Source organism: Tunturiibacter gelidiferens (assembly GCF_014201335.1).
GTDB classification, from domain to species: domain Bacteria; phylum Acidobacteriota; class Terriglobia; order Terriglobales; family Acidobacteriaceae; genus Edaphobacter; species Edaphobacter lichenicola_E.
Genome location: NZ_JACHEB010000004.1, coordinates 502462 through 518963 on the forward strand (window position 1 = coordinate 502462; position 16502 = coordinate 518963).

The 16502-nt window shown below is 58.8% G+C and carries 15 protein-coding genes; 6 read left to right on the plus strand and 9 right to left on the minus strand.

The window, feature by feature from the left end:
- Positions 1-52: 52 nt before the first annotated feature.
- Entirely contained in the window at positions 53-847 is a 795-nt protein-coding gene (locus HDF14_RS10990) for a TIGR00282 family metallophosphoesterase (protein ID WP_183976406.1), read from the minus strand.
- 90 nt (positions 848-937) lie between these two features.
- Here HDF14_RS10990 and HDF14_RS10995 point away from each other — a divergent pair, with 90 nt between their 5' ends.
- Positions 938-1312, plus strand: a complete 375-nt coding sequence (locus HDF14_RS10995; RefSeq protein ID WP_183976408.1) for an RrF2 family transcriptional regulator — start codon at positions 938-940, stop codon at positions 1310-1312.
- Between the two features lie 77 nt (positions 1313-1389).
- Here HDF14_RS10995 and HDF14_RS11000 read toward each other — a convergent pair whose 3' ends face one another.
- Complete coding sequence (locus HDF14_RS11000; protein ID WP_183976410.1) at positions 1390-3360, minus strand: winged helix-turn-helix domain-containing tetratricopeptide repeat protein; 1971 nt, start codon at positions 3358-3360, stop codon at positions 1390-1392.
- A 186-nt stretch (positions 3361-3546) separates the two neighbouring features.
- Here HDF14_RS11000 and HDF14_RS11005 point away from each other — a divergent pair, with 186 nt between their 5' ends.
- Positions 3547-4143 carry a hypothetical protein gene (locus HDF14_RS11005; protein ID WP_183976412.1) on the plus strand — a complete coding sequence of 199 codons (597 nt, stop codon included), beginning with the start codon at positions 3547-3549 and terminating at the stop codon, positions 4141-4143.
- A gap of 75 nt (positions 4144-4218) precedes the next feature.
- Here the strand turns inward: HDF14_RS11005 and HDF14_RS11010 are convergent, their stop codons facing one another.
- The 4 genes from HDF14_RS11010 to HDF14_RS11025 form a co-directional block, all read right to left on the minus strand.
- Positions 4219-4947 (minus strand): hypothetical protein, encoded by a 729-nt coding sequence (locus tag HDF14_RS11010; protein WP_183976414.1) that lies wholly within the window; start codon positions 4945-4947, stop codon positions 4219-4221.
- A 74-nt stretch (positions 4948-5021) separates the two neighbouring features.
- Entirely contained in the window at positions 5022-6779 is a 1758-nt protein-coding gene (gene polX, locus HDF14_RS11015; RefSeq protein WP_183976416.1) for a DNA polymerase/3'-5' exonuclease PolX, read from the minus strand.
- Between the two features lie 136 nt (positions 6780-6915).
- Entirely contained in the window at positions 6916-7143 is a 228-nt protein-coding gene (locus HDF14_RS11020; RefSeq protein ID WP_183976418.1) for a cold-shock protein, read from the minus strand.
- A gap of 286 nt (positions 7144-7429) precedes the next feature.
- Positions 7430-8080 carry an NUDIX hydrolase gene (locus tag HDF14_RS11025; RefSeq protein ID WP_183976420.1) on the minus strand — a complete coding sequence of 217 codons (651 nt, stop codon included), beginning with the start codon at positions 8078-8080 and terminating at the stop codon, positions 7430-7432.
- Between the two features lie 119 nt (positions 8081-8199).
- On the opposite strand from HDF14_RS11025, the gene bshC reads away from it, so the two are divergent.
- Both bshC and HDF14_RS11035 read left to right on the plus strand, forming a co-directional pair.
- Positions 8200-9846: a bacillithiol biosynthesis cysteine-adding enzyme BshC gene (bshC, locus tag HDF14_RS11030; protein ID WP_183976422.1), complete on the plus strand. Its 1647-nt coding sequence runs from the start codon at positions 8200-8202 to the stop codon at positions 9844-9846.
- A gap of 169 nt (positions 9847-10015) precedes the next feature.
- Positions 10016-10324, plus strand: a complete 309-nt coding sequence (locus tag HDF14_RS11035) for a hypothetical protein (protein WP_183976424.1) — start codon at positions 10016-10018, stop codon at positions 10322-10324.
- Positions 10325-10364: 40 nt separating this feature from the next.
- Here the strand turns inward: HDF14_RS11035 and HDF14_RS11040 are convergent, their stop codons facing one another.
- Positions 10365-11288, minus strand: a complete 924-nt coding sequence (locus HDF14_RS11040) for an acid phosphatase (RefSeq protein ID WP_221304632.1) — start codon at positions 11286-11288, stop codon at positions 10365-10367.
- A gap of 159 nt (positions 11289-11447) precedes the next feature.
- Between HDF14_RS11040 and HDF14_RS11045 the strand changes: the two genes are divergently transcribed.
- Positions 11448-13274: an ABC-F family ATP-binding cassette domain-containing protein gene (locus tag HDF14_RS11045; protein ID WP_183976426.1), complete on the plus strand. Its 1827-nt coding sequence runs from the start codon at positions 11448-11450 to the stop codon at positions 13272-13274.
- 13 nt (positions 13275-13287) lie between these two features.
- Here HDF14_RS11045 and HDF14_RS11050 read toward each other — a convergent pair whose 3' ends face one another.
- Positions 13288-14691 carry an amidohydrolase family protein gene (locus tag HDF14_RS11050; RefSeq protein ID WP_183976433.1) on the minus strand — a complete coding sequence of 468 codons (1404 nt, stop codon included), beginning with the start codon at positions 14689-14691 and terminating at the stop codon, positions 13288-13290.
- Positions 14692-14765: 74 nt separating this feature from the next.
- Complete coding sequence (locus tag HDF14_RS11055) at positions 14766-15074, minus strand: DUF6582 domain-containing protein (protein WP_183976435.1); 309 nt, start codon at positions 15072-15074, stop codon at positions 14766-14768.
- 112 nt (positions 15075-15186) lie between these two features.
- Between HDF14_RS11055 and HDF14_RS11060 the strand changes: the two genes are divergently transcribed.
- Complete coding sequence (locus tag HDF14_RS11060; protein ID WP_260698178.1) at positions 15187-16488, plus strand: metal-dependent hydrolase family protein; 1302 nt, start codon at positions 15187-15189, stop codon at positions 16486-16488.
- The last annotated feature ends 14 nt before the right edge of the window (positions 16489-16502 follow it).

Consider the following 16502-nt stretch of genomic DNA (forward strand, 5'->3'; position numbering starts at 1 on the left):
TGAAGATAGAAAGAGCAGCCTCTGCGGCTGCTCTTTCTTTTGAGGTGGCTTGCTATTCGCCTAGCATGATGCGCTGGATGTGATGGGCGCGGCCAGTGGCGCCGTCGCAGTTGATGAGGGCGGCGCACATTTTGGGGTTGCCCTTGGCGGGCTCGAACTTGCCGGGCATTCCTGTGAGGAAGCGGGCGAGGACTAACTCTTTTTCTACGCCGATGACGGAGTCGTAGGGGCCGGACATGCCTACGTCGGTCTGGTAGGCTGTGCCGTTGGGGAGGACGCGCTCATCGGCGGTGGGGATGTGGGTGTGGGTGCCGAGGAGAGCGGTGATGCGGCCGTCGAGATACCAGCCGATGGCTACTTTTTCTGAGGTGGCTTCGCCGTGGAGGTCGAGGAGGATGACCTTGGCGGTGATCTTGCTGAGGAGCTCGTCGGCTTTGCGGAAGGGGTCGTCGCAGGAGGACATGAAGACGCGGCACTGGAGGTTCATGACGGCGTAGGTCTGGCCGGTGGGGAGTTCGCCCTCGTAGACGCCGAAGCCGGGGGTGCCGACGGCGTAGTTGGCGGGGCGGAGGACGCGGCGGCCGCGGACGTGGGAGTCGGCGGGGACGGTCATGTACTCGAAGATCTCGCGCTTGTCCCAGATGTGGTTGCCGGTGGTGATGACGTGGGCGCCGAGATCGAAGAGCTCTTCTGCGATGGAGGGGGTGATGCCGAAGCCGCCGGCGGCGTTTTCTCCGTTGATGACGAGGAGATCGACGGCGTTGGTTTCGAGGACGTGGGGCAGGTGTTCACGGACGATGTGGCGGCCGGCGGAGCCAAAGACATCTCCGACAAAAAGGATGTTCACTATAGAAGTTTACATGTTGGTGTGGTGGAGAAATTGTGTTGAGCGAGGATGAGTCATCGAATCCTCGGCTGGGTGTGGTAGTTTTTTTGCATGGCACAGAGCGGACGGTTTCAGTTAAGCGTGCGAATTTTGGCGGTGCTGGCGAGTGAGCCGGATGCAATGCATACGTCGTCTGCAATTGCAGAGGAGCTGAAGGAGAGCGCCGTGATGGTGCGGAGGGCTTTCCTGCTGCTGCATAAGGCGGGGTTGATTGAGCAGAAGAAGGGGCCGCATGGTGGCGCGAAGCTGAAGATTCCGGCGAAGCAGATTGGGCTTGGCGATGTATTTGAGGCGTCGGCGGGCGACTGGCTGAGCATTGAGGATAAGGCTGTGAGCGCGTGGATCAAGAAGGTGCGGGGGGACGCGGTGGCGGCGATGAATGAACACTCGCTGGCTGGAGTGGTTAAGCGGCTGAAGAAGAAATAGATTCGGCGGATTGGGTTTTGTGGTTGGCCTCGGTGAAAGACCGAGGCTTTGCTGCGTTGGTGAAGAGATAGGTGAGGTCAGTACTTTGGCGGGAGGCCGGTTGCTTTGATGATGGCGCGATAGCGTTCGTCGGAGTGCAGGAAGTCGTAGGCCGGGTCGTCCTGGATCCAGAGGAGCGTCGGGTGGGGCTCCCGAAGGGCTGCTTCGAGGTACGAGAGAGTTTTTTCCTTTTGGCCAAGCTGCGCGTATTGCAGCGCGAAATCGACAGGCGAGACGTATTTCTTCAAGGCTTGTTGCTTGAGGTTGTCTATCCGCCAAAGGAGGAGGGCGGAGTAGCCGCCTTTCTGGTATGTCTGGTGGATGATTGCTGCAGTATCCTTGTCGCCGGATAGGAGCGTGGCCTTCTCCCATTCTTCCGCAGCCTGCTTCAGGTCGCCTTTGCGGCGGTAGGTGTCGCATAAGAACCAATGCAGCGTGAGATCCTGAGGCATGGTTGCAAGTCGTTGGAGATTTTCGGTTATTGCGGCGTCGTACTGTCGTGCCTCAGCGTATGCGTGGACCATGCCGTAGGGCCGTTCAAATGGATCCAGTTCCATTGCCTTTTTCTGTAGTTGAATCGCTTCCTCGTTGCGATTGAGGAGGATGTACATCTTGGAGCGGAAGTGGTATGCCTCGGCATAGCGGGGATCGAGCTCAATCGCGCGGCCGAGCTCGCGGTCGCCCTGCGTCCAGTCCCAGGGGGCAATGAGAAGCATGGCTCCAAGCACGAGGTGGGCTTCGGGGAGCGAGTCGTCGAGAGCCACCGCTTTACGTGCTGCCTCGAGTCCCGCTGCTGAATATTTGGGGTCGATCTCGCCGTCGAGGACGCCCTGACCGTAGTACATCGCAAGACCAGACCAGCCCAGGGCGTAGTCGGGTTGCAGCTCGGTCGCTTTCTTGAAGTACTTGCCGGCTTCTTCGTTATCGCCTGTGAACCAGATGTACCGCCCTCGCAGAAATGCGTCGTGGGCTTCGGGGCTGATGTAGCGAGCGGGGGCGCGTTGGGGAACGGTGGTGCCGAGCTGCTTTGCGATGGTTTGTGCAGCTTCGCCTGGGAGCGTGACGATGTCGTTCGCGTTGCGGTCGTAACTTTCGGCCCAGAGGTGCGTGTCGGTGGGGGCCTGGATGAGCTGGATGGTCATGTGGACCTTGTCGCCGGAGCGAGAGATGGAGCCTTCGAGGATGCCGTCGACGCCGAGTTCGCGGGCTATCTCGGGGAGGGGACGGTGAGCTCCTTTGTATTGCATGGCGGAGGTTCGGGAGACGACGCGGAGGGTGGAGTTTTTGGCGAGCATGGTGGTGAGCTCGTCGGTCATGCCGTCGGCGAAGTAGTTCTGGGCGGGGTCGCCGGAGAGGTTGTCGAGGGGGAGGACTGCCAGTGAGGTGATTTTGGGTGCTGTGGGGTGAAGACGGTTTCGCAGGATGCGTGCGCCGAGAGTGACGGCAAGGACGAGAAGAGTTAGACCGGCTGATGCCAAGAGCCAGAGAAGGAGACGCGAGTTGCGCGAAGGGACGGGTTCGTCTTTGCTGGAAGATACTGGTGCCTCAGGCGGCTCTTCATTGCCTGGTGGAAGATCCTGTATGGCGACGGCGCTGGTTGGCGATGGGTTGATGTCGCCTACTCTTCGGTTTCTGTTTGCCGAGGATTCGCTTTGTTGCGAGGTCGAGGCAATGGCTTCGGCGGGGACCTCGATGATGGATCCGATGAACCGGTAGCCCTTGCCGGTGACGGTTTGAACGAAGCGTGATTGCACGGGATCGTCGTTTAGGACTTCGCGGATTTTGCGGATGGCGGTGTTGATGCCGTGCTCAGTGTCGACGAAGACTTCGCGACCCCATAGGTGCTCGGCGATTTCGGTTCGGGTGACGAGGTTGCCGTTTCTGGTCGCCAAGAGGACGAGCAGCTCCATTGGCTTACGTTCCAGCTTCAGACTGCGCCCAGCCCGGTACAGCTCGAAGCGGTCGCAATCGAGTCGGAAGTCGCCGAACTTGTAGACCGAGACAGCCACAGGAGCTTACTCCTTTGTGGTGGCAGTATAGCTCCCACTCAGGAAGGGAGGCGGATCCTTTTTAGTTTCATGTAGTTGCCGCTTTACCTCAACTTCACCTCGACTTCACCTCCTCTGCATTGCGCCGGAATGATTGGCGGAGCATAACTCACTACGAGCTGGCCAAGCCGGCAAAGGAGAGATGAAATGAAGAAGCTCTATCGATCGTTGTCTGCCATGGTTGGCGCGGCAGCACTGACCATTCTGTTCGTTCCTAACGCGAATGCTATATGCGGAGTCAATCGTCCGACGCCAACGCATACTGGCTATAACTATCAAACTGGAGGAGCACATTTTCTGCTGGCGAACGATGTGCTTGATAATTTTTCACCGATTGTCGGGATGTGGCATGTGAAGTTCTTCCTGAAAGATACGGCTGGGTTCAAAGATGGCACCGAATTCGATGCAGGGTATTCGATCTGGCATGGCGACGGGACGGAGATTATGCAGTCGGGTGGCAGGCCTCCGCTTATTGGGGATATGTGCATGGGAGTGTGGAAGCAGGTTAAGTTGAATGTGTTCAAGCTGAATCATTTTGCGGCAGCTTATGACAACACTGGATTGAACCTGATTGGTCCGGCGCAAATTCAGGAACAAGTAACGCTGGATCGTGAGGGGAATTCGTTCAGCGGCCCGTTCACGATCGACCAGTACACCGAAGCTGGAAATCGGGTAGCTCACTTTCAGGGGACGATTACGGGAACTCGAATGACAGTGGATACGCCGGCTACGAGTATTTTCTGAGGGATTTTCGAATGGCTTGCGCGTCTTCACTCAAGCGACTTTGTTGGGTGAAGGCGCGTTGCTGTTGGTGTGGCTTTAGTCGTTGCGAATGTCGAGGATGCCCATGCCTACGTTGATCTCGAGTGAGCCTGCGCCGGTGCCTGGGTACACTTTGGTGACGTTGACGTGGCCGTCGGAGCCGCCGGGGCGGTGGTCGTGGAGGGTGCCAAGACCAATGTTGACCGCCATTTTGGCGTAGCTCTTATCTTTATCGAGCAGGAGATCCATCTGGCCCATGCCTACGTTGAACTCACGGTGGCCGGCGCTGCCTGCGGCGTTGAAGTTGAGGTTGCCGTAGCCGAGGTTGATCTCATTGTCGGAGTTCAGACCCATGGGTAGCGTTACGGTTACGGTTGCGTGGGCTCCCTTTGGGAAGTTGAGCTGGATGACGCCTTTGTCGGGCTGAATGCGGATGGTCTTGATGTAGTTGGCTATGTTATAGCTGCCTGATTCGGAATTAAGCAGGACTGTGAGCTTTATCTGGCTGGAGTCGGGTTGGATGTTTACGCGCAGGTCGGCGCGGCAGATGTGGAGCTTCAGCTTTGCGCTGGTGTCGAAGGGGCGTGTGAGCTCGAGGTGATGGGGCTGGACGATGTCGGCGGGGGCAGCGGTGTAGTCGTGCGTGGTGATGGGCTTGTCGGAATCGGTGCAATCCATGGATTCGGACTGAGAGTTTTGGTTGGACTGGGATTTTTGCGCAGACTGGTAGGCGTGCGCGGTTAGGGTGGCTGCGAAGATCAGGGCATAGCAGAGCGATTTGCGCAACGGCGTCTCCTGTTGCTTCGTGGTGTTATTTCGGTTTGATGGTAGATACGGTGAGGAGTGCGTTGGTTCCTTGGTCAGGGTTTGGGGCGAAGGTTTTTAAGGAGCGCTTCGGCGGTGGGTTGGGTGTTGAGGATGTCGGTGGGGGTGAGCCAGGCGCGACGGAGTTGGGTGATGCCGTAACGCATCTGGTCGAGCTCTTCGGTGGCGTGGGCGTCGGTGTTGATGACGATCTTGCAGCGGTGCTGTTTGGCGAGGCGGAGATGGAGGTCGTTGAGGTCGGCGCGGGCGGGGCTGGCGTTGTGCTCGACGGCTACGCCTAGTTTCGCGGCTTGTCTGAGGACGGTGTCGACGTTGACGGCGTACGGTTCGCGTCCCAGAACTTTGCGGCCGGTGGGGTGGCCGAGGATGCGGACGTGTGGGTTTTCGAGGGCGCGGAGGACGCGGGCGGTCATCTCTTCGGTGGGCTGGTTGAAGTGCGAGTGAACGCTGGCTACAACGATGTCCATTTGCGCGAGGGTCGAGTCATCGAGGTCGAGGGCGCCGTCGGCGAGGATGTCGACCTCGATGCCGGGGAGGATGCGAATCTTTCCTTTGAGCTCTTGCTGGAGTTCGGCGTCGACTTCGCGGATGCGCTTGATGTGGGCGAGGGCGCGGGCGTCGTCGAGGCCGTTGGTCATGGCGAGGTTTTTGCTGTGGTCGGTGATGGCAATGTAGGAGAGGCCTCGGGCGAGTGCGGCTTCGGCCATCTGGCGGATGGTGTCGCGGCCGTCGGTGGCCTCGGTGTGCATGTGCAGGTCGCCGCGGATGTCGGCTCGTGTGATGAGCTGCGGGAGGGTGTGGGTTGCGGCGGCTTCGAGTTCTCCACCGTTTTCGCGGAGCTCAGGTGGGATGTAGTCGAGATCGAGGGCATTGTAGATGTCGGCCTCGCTGGCGGCGGCTACGATGACGTTGTCTTCGAGGCGGAGGAGCGCGTACTCGCTGAGGGTAAGGCCGCGTTTGATGGCGCGTTGGCGGAGGGCTACGTTGTGCATCTTCGAGCCGGTGAAGTATTGGAGGGCGGCTCCGTAGCTGGCACGGGGGAGGAGGCGGACGTCGACCTGGAGGTTGTTGCGGAGGGTGAAGGAGACTTTGTTTTGGCCTTTGGCGATGAGCTTGTCGATGAGGGGGAGGGACGCGACGTGCTCGATTGCGGCACTGACGACGTCAGGTTCGCAGGCGGGTCCGGTGGCGAGGAGGTCGAGATCGCCGACGGTCTCGCGGCCGCGGCGGAGGGAGCCGGCGGGGATGATCTCGTCGATGCCGGGGAAGGCGCGGATGAGACCGATGATGGTGTCGGCGTGTTGCTGGGCTTTGTCGATGCGGAAGCGGCTGGAGTTCTTGCGGTGGTCTTCGATGCCTTTGAGGAGCTTGATGACGAACTTTTCGCCCATGCGCGGGAGCTTGGTGAGGTGGCCGGCCTTGGCGGCGGCTTCGAGGCCGTCTATATCACAGACTTGGCAGGAGGACCAGACGAGCGCTACGGTTTTGGGGCCCATGCCGGGGAGACGAAGGAGTTCGAGCATGGTGGGTTTGTATTTTTGCAGGAGCTCTTCGCGGAGGGGCATGGTTCCGGTGGTGAGGAGGGCCTGGATGTTTGCGAGCATGCCTTTGCCGATGCCGGCGATGGCGAGGAGCTGCTTGGGGTCGTCGGCGATGGTGGAGAGCTGGGTGGTTTGCTGCTCGACTGCCTCGGCGGCGCGGCGGTAGGAGCGGATACGGAAGGGGTCGGCGGAGTCGATTTCGAGGAGTGAGGCCGTTTCGTCGAGGAGTCGGGCGATCGAGATATTATCCATAGCTGAGCTTCAGAGGCCTCTTCGGCCACTGAGTCAGTATGCAACAGATATGAAGAGAGGATTACATGGGTCGAGTGGAGCTGCCCGATGAGCCGCTGCAGCGACCAGAGGAGGTCATATTCGTATCTCCGAATCGCTACTGCGTCTGGGTTGCTTCCTTGAGACGGGCTACCTGGTCGGCCTGCGGGCCTTTGCTCCCCTGGATGATGTCGAACTCCACTTCATCGCCTTCTTTGAGGCTCTTATAGCCCTCGCGCTGGATGGAACTGTAATGGACGAAGACATCGGCCCCATCGTCGCGGCCCAGGAAACCGTAGCCTTTTGCGTTGTTGAACCACTTGACCGTACCTTTGTATTGTGCCACTTTAGCGACTCCCTCTCTTGCGTCTTAACACGGATGGTGAACCGGGAACTGAAAGCGTTTCAGCGGTTGCACCACTGGTAAGATGTGACGCAAACATCGTTGCGGGAGTTTTCTGGAAGAGGCGCTCGCAGACCGGTTATTTGTGGATAATCACAGGTTGCTTGCGAACATGCTAAGCGGCGCAGCTGATGTTGCATGCTGGCGACAGCTCTGGGCAAATTTTTGCGTAGGACCAAAAACTGCTTCGCTCTGAAGACGTTACGATGCGGGCGTTTGACTCGGTTGATTAGAAATGACCGGCGCGACGGGCCGAGTCGTAAAGCATGAGGCCGATGAGGGTTTTGCCGTCGTGGATCTTGTTGGCGGCTATGAGAGCGAGGGCTTCGGAGAAGGGTAGGCGGAAGATTTCGATGTTTTCGTCGGGCTCGGGCGTGGCGGTGCCTTCGCGGAGATCGCGGGCGAGGTAGATTTGCATCCACTCGCCGAGAAAGCCGGGGCTGGCGAAGTATTTCGTGAGGAGGGTCCAGCGTTTGGCGCGGTAGCCGGTCTCTTCGATCATCTCGCGTTTGGCGGCGGCGAGGGTGGCTTCGTTGGCGTCGACGCGTCCGGCTGGGAGCTCGATGAGGAATTGGCCGGCGGCGTGGCGGTACTGACGGATAAGGATGATGTCGGGGTCGGCGGGGTTCTTTGACTCGTCGACGGCGAGGATGACGACGGAGCCGTTGTGGCGGATGACGTTGCGGGTGTTGACGAAGCCGCCGGGCTCTTCGAGTTTATCGGTGAAGACAGAGAAGACTTTGCCCTTGTAGGAGAGCTTCGACGAGATGAGTTTGGGCTTGCCGAACTTTGACGCCGGTTTAATGGTGGTTGCAGTTGGTGGTTTCGGGGCTTGGGTCTGGAGGGCGCTGGGCTTGGTCTGCTTTCTTTTTGCGGCCATGAGGCTAAAGTATCATCCTGCATCTAGACTTGGGTGACGGGCATCCAACGGAATGCGCGGGAAAATTGTGTCGTCTGGCTGTGGGTGGTTGCTGTTGAAGAGATTGAGGATAGGTCTGCATGAACGTTGAGTGTTATCCGATCACGGTGTTGCCGCATGCTTCGCAGATCTATCGCGACTATCTTGCGATGGCGGAGAGCGCGGGTGATTCGGCGGTGCGACGGTGGTTTGGGGCGGAGCCGTTTGCCGGGAAGTGGGTCGGAAGAGGCAAGCCGGTGAAGGATGCCGGGGCGCTGGCGGATTTGTTGGAGAAGCAGGCGGTTGAGTTTGGTGCGGGGGACGCAACTAAGGCGAATATTGCGAAGCTGAGAGCCGGGGCGAGGGCGGTGGTGACGGGGCAGCAGGTGATGCTGTTCGGAGGGCCGCTGTTGACGATCCTGAAGGCTGCGTCGGCGGTGGCGCGGGCGAAGGAGGCGACCAAGGCTACCGGTGTTGAACACGTGCCGGTGTTCTGGATGGCGACGGAGGATCATGACCTGGAAGAGGTGGATCAGGTTTCACTGCTGACGAAGACCTCGGTGGAGAAGCTTTCGATGGGTGTGAAGTTTCCTCATCATGCTGTTCCTTCCGGTGGCGTGGTGCTTGAGGGCCATATCGATGAACTGTTAGAGCAGGCGAGTGAGTTATTGGGGTATGCGCCTGTCTGTGATCTGCTTCGCGAGTGTTATGGGTCTCAGCCTGGGAATGATCACGGACCTACTTTAGGGAGTGCGTTCGGACGGCTGATGACGCGGCTGTTTGAAGAGCAGGGACTCATTGTGATGGATGCCGCGGATCGGGGATTTCATGCTCTTGGCGCAGAGACGCTACGGTATGCGATCGAACATGCGGCAGAACTTGAAGAGGCGTTGTTGAAGCGGACGAAGGAGCTTGAGTCTGGTGGATATCACGCTCAGGTCCTGGTGAATGCCGGAGCTTCACTGCTGTTTCTTTTGAGTGATCCGCAGGGAATCGGATTGTGGGATCGCGAAGCGTTGCGGCGTACACCGGATGGAATGTGGAAGGCTGGTGGACGGAGTTATTCGACGGCGGAGCTGATTGCGATTTTAGAGACGGCGTCGGAGAGATTGAGTCCGAATGCGCTGCTGCGGCCGGTGTTTCAGGATACGTTACTGCCTACTGCAGCCTATATTGGTGGGCCGGCTGAGATTGCTTATTTTGCGCAGAGTGCGGTTTTGTATGAGGCGATCCTGGGTCGGATCACGCCGGTGTTGCCGCGACTGAGTGCGACGTTGCTCGAGCCGGCGATTGCGACCGTGATGGACAAAGATGAGGTGCAACTGCCGGATGCGATGACGACAGCGGAGGCGCTGTCACAGAGGCTCGGGGCTCGTGCAATGCCGATTGAGGGGAAGCGCAAGCTGGCGGCGGCCGGGAATGCGATGGAGACGGAATTGAGTGCGCTGACCGATTATTTGGGTGGGATGGATGCGTCGCTAGGGCGGGCGGCGGAGGTGTCGGGTTCGAAGATGCAATATCAGATGAATCGGCTGCGGCGGATGGCGGCCACGTTTGAGTTGCAGAAGGAGGCCAGTCTGCGGAAGCATGCAGAGGCGATTGTGCTGAACGTGTTTCCGGGGGGACATCCGCAGGAGCGCGTGATTGCAGGGGTTTGGTTTATGGCGCGATTTGGGGATGGTCTGGTGGAGAAGCTGGTTGGGGTGGCGGAGAATCAGTGTCCGGGGCATGTGGTTGTGCGGCTGTAGAAACTTACACTTGAAGCCTCGACAGACGGCTGGAAGTAAACACAACACAAAAGCAAATACGGGAGTCCTTTTGCTTCGCTCAGGATGACGACACCGAACGAAAGCCAAAGCTCTTGTGTGGCTGACGGGTTTGACTTGCGGTCTTAGAATGGTGGTGAGGTGTTTTGCGATGGGATTGAGCGATCAGCCATTTGAAGTGATGTGTCCGGATTGTGGGGGGATGCTGAAGGTGGATCCGGTGACGCGGTCGGTGATTGCGCATAAGTCTGCTCCGAAGAAGAAGATGTTCGAGGACTTTGGCGAGGCGGCGAAGGCGTTGCGCGAGGCGGATGCGCGGAGGGATTCGATCTTTCAGCAGAGCGTGGATGCGCAGAAGAACAAGGATGACGTGATGGCGAAGAAGTTTGCGGAGGCAGTGAAGAAGGCGAAGGAGACTCCGATGACGGATCGGCCGTTGCGGGATTTTGATTTGGATTAGTTGTTGCCCCGACTGTGATGCAGCTTGTGGCCGTTTGGTGTCAATGTACGGTTGGCTTTGCTTCCGTCGCGGGAGGGGTTGCGAGAGCAGCGGCTTCGGCGGCGCAGTCGCGAGTAGGTTTCAATTCCTTAGCGCGAGCAATTTCATAGTCTGCTTTGGCCGCGTCGAGATCGGCGAGGAAGGCAAGATCTGCGTGCAGTCTCGCGACTGTGCTTGCGCCCATGATTCTGCCCTCGTTGACATCACTTTGCCAATGCACGTTGCAGACCAGCCGGCTGTCCCCGAACGAGCGTCCGCGCGCGAGAATTGCATCGGTCTGGGTCGGAGCAATTTCGGTGAGAATGAGAGCCCAGGCCCATCCGATGGCGGTGTGACCCGATGGGTAGGAGCCATCTTTCCTCAAGAAGGCTTCGTCGTTTGGCGTGCAGGTCGGATGATTGTTTTCCATAAATGGACGGCTTCGGTTGTAATGACTCTTGGCGGCGTAGGTGGAGAGTGCCGCGTCGGTAAAGGATCGCCGCAACAACACGTAGAGGTGCGGCGTGTCGACCTCGGTAATCGGAATGCCAATAGAGCAGGAAAAGGTTTCGGCTGCGTGAGGGAACGATAGATCTGCATCGCTGGTTGCCTGCTGCCAACGAGGAGAGCCTTGCAGTGCCAGGTTGGCTTTGCTGACAGCCTCGTCCAGCGCATAGACGGCGGTGCTTGGCGTGGGGGCGGGAGGAACTAAAGCCAAACTATTTGGCAACGCCGCCGGCGGCAAGTATCCGGCGAGGATGCCGGGCATAATCTCTGGGACCGAGATCAGTCCATAGGATTTTGTTTGCGAGGGAGTTGAAGGTTCCGTGGCAACTGAAGCGGGAACAGCTGCCGGGGCCGTGGGCGTATTCTGCGCTTCGGCCTGAATCGTAGACGCTACGCAGCAGAATGGAATCATCAACGTCGCAAAAAGAGTGATCTTCAAGGGCAGCCTCCAATTCACGCAATCATCATAGGGTACTTCGACTTGGTCTGAGCGCGCCTTTTTCATCTGACTCGGAGAGCGGTTCTGGCTAATCCGACTCAATTGTTGATTGCGCTCGTTCGATTAGGAATGGCGCGGTGTAAAAGGTAAACTGGAGGAATGCCACCAATCGTTAATGCGCAGGGTTTGACTAAGGCCTTTGGCGCGACGCCTTTGTTTCGTGAGATCAGTTTTACTGTGAGTGATGGAGATCGTATTGGGCTGATTGGGCCTAATGGTGCGGGCAAATCTACGCTGCTGAAGGTGCTGGCGGGTGATGAAGACGCTGATGCCGGTGACGTTGCGGTGCGGAAGCGTGCGCGGGTTGGGTATGTGCAGCAGGAGTCGGTGTTTGCGCCGGGGGTGACGGTGCGTGAGGTGTTGGAGGCTGCGCTGGTGCGCGCGAAGGTGGCCGACGGTGAGCATGAGGGACGGCTGCGGGAGACAAGTGGGCGGACGGGTTTTCCGAGTCTGGATGCGGAGGCTGCGCGGCTGAGCGGAGGGTGGAGGAAGCGGCTGGCGATTGCGGAGGCGGTGGTAACGCATCCGGATGTGCTGCTGCTGGATGAGCCGACAAACCATCTGGATTTAGCCGGGATTGCGTGGCTGGAGGAGCTGCTGAATGAGGGTAGTTTTGCTTGTGTGCTTATCAGCCATGATCGTTATTTTCTTGAGAATGTTGCGACAGAGATAGTGGAGTTGAACCGTGTGTATGCAGAAGGGCTGCTACGGGTGAAGGGGACGTACTCGAAGTTTATCGAAGGCAAGCAGGCGTATATGGAGGCGCAGAGCAAGCTGCAGGATGCGCTGAAGAATCGCGTGAAGATCGAGGTGGACTGGCTGCGGCGGGGGCCGAAGGCGAGGAGTACGAAGGCAAAGGCGCGGATTGATAATGCGCAGGATTTGATTGGGCAGTTGAAGGAGGTCAACTCGCGAGTGCAGACGTCGAGCGCGGGGATCGATTTCTCGGCGACGGACAGACAGACGAAGCGGTTAGTGGAGTTGGAGGATGTTTCGGTCGTGTTGGGGGATCGAAAGATTGTTGAGGGATTGAATTTCCTGGTGACATCGGGGATGCGCGTGGGCCTGGTGGGGCCGAATGGAAGCGGGAAGACTACTCTGCTGCGGCTGTTGACGGGGGAGTTGGAGCCTTCGAAGGGGACGATCAAGAAGGCGGCTTCGTTGAAGATTGTTTACTTCAGCCAGATGCGCGAGTTGGAGGAGGGTGTGACGCTGCGGCGAGCGCTGGCTCCGGATTCGGACTCGGTGGTGTATCAGGGCAGGGTGGTGCATGTGGCTAGTTATGCTACGAAGTTTCTCTTTACGAGTGAGCAACTGAATCAGCCGGTGGAGAGGCTGAGCGGCGGCGAGCGGGCTCGGGTGCTGATTGCGAAGCTGATGCTAGAGCCTGCGGATTTGCTGCTGCTCGATGAGCCGACGAATGATCTGGATATTGCGACGCTGGAGATTCTGGAGGAGAGCCTGCTGGAGTATACCGGGGCGTTGGTATTAGTGACCCATGATCGTTACATGTTGGATAGGGTGTCGACGATTGTGCTGGGGCTGGATGGGCGGGGTGGTTCGGAGATGTTTGCGGACTACTCGCAGTGGGAGCAGTGGCGTGGGGTGAAGGTGGAGGAGGCGATTGCTCCGGGGGCCACGGGGGTTGCGGTTTCGCCTGCTGCTGCCATTGCTTCGAATGGAGCTTCGAATTCGGGTGGGAAGAAGAAGCTTTCTTATCTGGAGGCGCGGGAGTATGCGGGGATCGAGGCGGCGGTGGAGGCGGCTGAGGAGCGGCTGCAGAAGGCGCGAGAGATGATTGAGGATCCGGCGGTGGCGGTGGATGCCGTGAAGCTGACTGCGGCGCTGGCGGAGATGGAGACGGCGCAGTCGGCGGCGGACGAACTGTATGCGCGGTGGGCTGAGTTAGCGGAGAAGGTTGGTTAGGTTCTCGGCTGAGTTAGTGTTGGGCGAGGACTCGGCGGTTGGATTCGGCCTGGACTTTGTCGAGGTCGTGATGAAGGAGCTGATTGTGCTCGACCATCAATTGTCCGCCGACGTAGACGCTATCGATGTCACGCTCTGCCGCGATGAGAACGAGGTTCGCGTAGGGGTCTTCGAGTGAGACGCCGAGGCGCTTTGGGTTGATGAGCAGAAAATCGGCGAACTTACCGGGTTCAAGCGAGCCTAGTCTGTCTTTTACGTTGAGGACGTCGGCGGATCCCATGGTGTGGAGCCAGAGGACCTGGTAGGGGCTCATGACGGTGGCGTCTTCGTACTTGTCGTGAATAGCGTAGAGGCCGGTGCGCATGTTTTCGAAGGGGTCGGCAAGATCGGCGCTGGCTTCACCGTCGACGCCCATGCCTACGCGAATGCCCATCTTGAGGTACTTCGGTATATCTGCGGTACCGGAGGCTAGACGGCCGTTCGAGAGAGGGTTCCAGGACATGGATGCGCCGGCTTTGGCGGTCTGCGCAAGGATGTAGTCGTCTGCGTGGATGAAGTGGCCGAAGATGAGCTGGTTGTTGAGCAGGCCGCTGTCCTGCATCCAGCGAAACTTGGAGCGCTGCTCTCCCTGGTCGTCGGGCGCTTCGATGTAGTGGGTTTGGTTGCCGAGGTGAAACTCTTTCATCATGGCTGCTTCCATGACGGCCTGCTGGTAGGTGTTGTTGAAGGCGGTCATGCCGCTGATCATGACACTGAGAAAATGTGAGTTGGGAGGTTGGGCGGCGGTCCAGTCGAGAAAGGTCTTGAGGCGTGCGCGTCCTTGCTCGACGGTGACGGAGGGAGATACTCGGTCGGGGCCGTAACTGTGAACGAAGCGGATGCCGGACTCCTCGGCGCCGCGGAATTGAGCCTTTTCGAATTGATTATTCAGCTCTGCGGTTTTGGCTCGGCCGCCGTAGGTGAAGTTGTAGGCGGTGGTTACGCCGTGCTCGAGATGGTCGAGCGAGCCGAGGAGAGCGAACCAATACATGTCCTCGGGCGAGGCAAGGGAAGCGTGTTTGCCGTAGAGATCGTCGATCCAGCCGGGTAGGGTTTTGTCGGCGGCTAGGCCGCGGTAGGCCGCTTGCCACAGGTGGCTGTGTGCAGAGATGAAGCCAGGAATCATGAAGTCGCCGTGGGCGTCGACGATCTTGTCGGCGTGGAGGCTGGCGGGCGGCTCGCCGACGGCTACGGCAATGATGGTGCCGTCGGGCGCGATGGAGAGATAGCCGTTGATGGGCTCGCGCTGGTTGCTGGCCATGGTCATGATGCGCGCGTTGCGGATGATGAGCTTGGGATTCGCGGCGAAGGCAGGACAGCTAACGATCGCGAGCAGGACAAGTGTCCGGCGAATGAGTTTTGGAAGATGACAGGCCATGGTTGTGTTTAGCGTGGATGACCTGTCAAGTCAATTGGAAAGTGTATTGTTCGACTTCTCGCGCGAGCGCCAGATCAAGCTGATTTTTTGTGTTTTGGATTTGCGGTGTGAGGTTTTTTGCCGAGATCATGCCAATTGGTTTCTGGCATTTCGACGCCATAGTGTTTGGCTGCGGCTTTGATGTTGGCGAAGGCTTGTTCGCGCTCGTGGTCGGTGACATCCTTGACCTGGTCGAAGCGGGCGATTGCGTTGCGGACGTGAGAGGCGTTGTTGAGAGGCTCTTTGCGCTTTTCGGGAAAGGCGTAGACGGAAGCAGGAAGATCGTTGCGTTCCTTTGCGTCGAGGGCTTTGTTGTCCTCGTGGTGTTTCCATGTTGCTTTCATGTTGTCCTCCAAGTGTGCTCCAGCGTTTCGCTGAGTCGATTGAACGCTGGAGGTTGGATGTAGGGCGGTAGGCACGGCGTTGTTGGGAGTTTCGCGATATGCTGCTGGGACTATGAAAAAACTTTTTTTGGGGATGGTTGTCAGTCTGGCAGGAGTGGCTTGTGCGGCGCAGGATGCGGGTGCGGCTAAGCACGTGACGGTGCTGCATGCGGCGAGGATGCTGGACGTGGCGGCGGGAAAGGTGGTGGCGCCGGGTGAGGTGTTGGTGGAGGGGGAGAAGATTGTTGCAGTGGGGACGCATGTGGAACGGCCTGCGGGCGCAGAGGTGATTGACCTGGGGGGCACGACACTGATGCCGGGGTTAATCGACGCGCATGTGCATTTGTTTCTGCATCCTGGGGCAGAAGATCTGCAGACGGTGCAAGAGAGCGTGCCGGAGCGGACTTTAATTGCGGCGGGGGCGGCGAAGGCGGATCTAATGGCTGGCTTTACCGCTGAGCGCGATATGGGAAGCGAGGGCGCGGGATGCGCTGATGTTGCAGTGCGGAATGCTATCAATTCGGGGTTGATTCCGGGGCCGCGGATGCGCATGAGTTGCAACGCAATTGATTTGACTGGCGGGCATGAGGACGCGATCGGGTATAACCCGGCGCAGAAGGTGCTGTCGAATGCGGACTATGCGGATTCGAGCGAAGAGATTGTGAAGGTGATGCGGGAGCAGCGGAAGGGCGGCGCGGATTTTACGAAGATCTATGAGACGGGGAAGGATTCGTTTCGGGATGGTGGGTTTCAAACGCCGTATCAGTACACCGAGGCTGAGCTTGCGGCTGCGGTGAAGGAAGCTGAGAGGGCCGGCGGTGGTGCGGGGTCGGGGCGTGGGGTGGCTGTTCATGCTACGGGGGAGCCGGGGACAGGGTTTGCAGTGGCAGCGGGGGTGGCTTCGGTGGATCATGCATACCAGTTGAGCGACGCGACGATGAAGGCGATGAAGGAGAAGCAGATTTATGCGGTGCCGACGTTTGCGATTGCGGAGTACTTTGCGGATCATGCAGCGAATCCGGCGCGGGCAGAGTGGGATCGCAATGAGCAGAAATATCATGCTGCGGAGTTCAAGAAGCAGCTTGCAGCGGGGGTGCCGATGGCGATGGGAAGCGATGTGGGGCCGTTTCAGCATGGGACGCAGGCCCGGGAGCTGGAGTTGATGGTGGAGTTTGGGATGAAGCCGGCGGCGGCGTTGCAGGCGGACCTGCTGAATGGTGCGAGGTTGTTGGGTTGGGGGGGACAGATTGGGGAGTTGAAGGCTGGGTACTTTGCGGATGTGATCGCCGTGCCGGGAGATCCGTTGGAGAATATCTCGGCGACGACGAAGGTAGTGTTTGTGATGAAGAATGGGGTCGTTTACAAGCGGCCTTGAGGTGCAGTCTGAAG

Coding starts and splice junctions, on each gene's coding strand:
- HDF14_RS11025 (WP_183976420.1), bottom strand. CDS start 8,080: ATGGCCGCAAAAAGAAAGCAGACCAAGCCCAGCGCCCTCCAGACCCAA.
- HDF14_RS11005 (WP_183976412.1), top strand. CDS start 3,547: ATGAAGAAGCTCTATCGATCGTTGTCTGCCATGGTTGGCGCGGCAGCA.
- HDF14_RS11055 (WP_183976435.1), bottom strand. CDS start 15,074: ATGAAAGCAACATGGAAACACCACGAGGACAACAAAGCCCTCGACGCA.
- HDF14_RS11035 (WP_183976424.1), top strand. CDS start 10,016: ATGGGATTGAGCGATCAGCCATTTGAAGTGATGTGTCCGGATTGTGGG.
- bshC (WP_183976422.1), top strand. CDS start 8,200: ATGAACGTTGAGTGTTATCCGATCACGGTGTTGCCGCATGCTTCGCAG.
- HDF14_RS11060 (WP_260698178.1), top strand. CDS start 15,187: ATGAAAAAACTTTTTTTGGGGATGGTTGTCAGTCTGGCAGGAGTGGCT.
- HDF14_RS11045 (WP_183976426.1), top strand. CDS start 11,448: ATGCCACCAATCGTTAATGCGCAGGGTTTGACTAAGGCCTTTGGCGCG.
- HDF14_RS10995 (WP_183976408.1), top strand. CDS start 938: ATGGCACAGAGCGGACGGTTTCAGTTAAGCGTGCGAATTTTGGCGGTG.
- HDF14_RS11050 (WP_183976433.1), bottom strand. CDS start 14,691: ATGGCCTGTCATCTTCCAAAACTCATTCGCCGGACACTTGTCCTGCTC.
- polX (WP_183976416.1), bottom strand. CDS start 6,779: ATGGATAATATCTCGATCGCCCGACTCCTCGACGAAACGGCCTCACTC.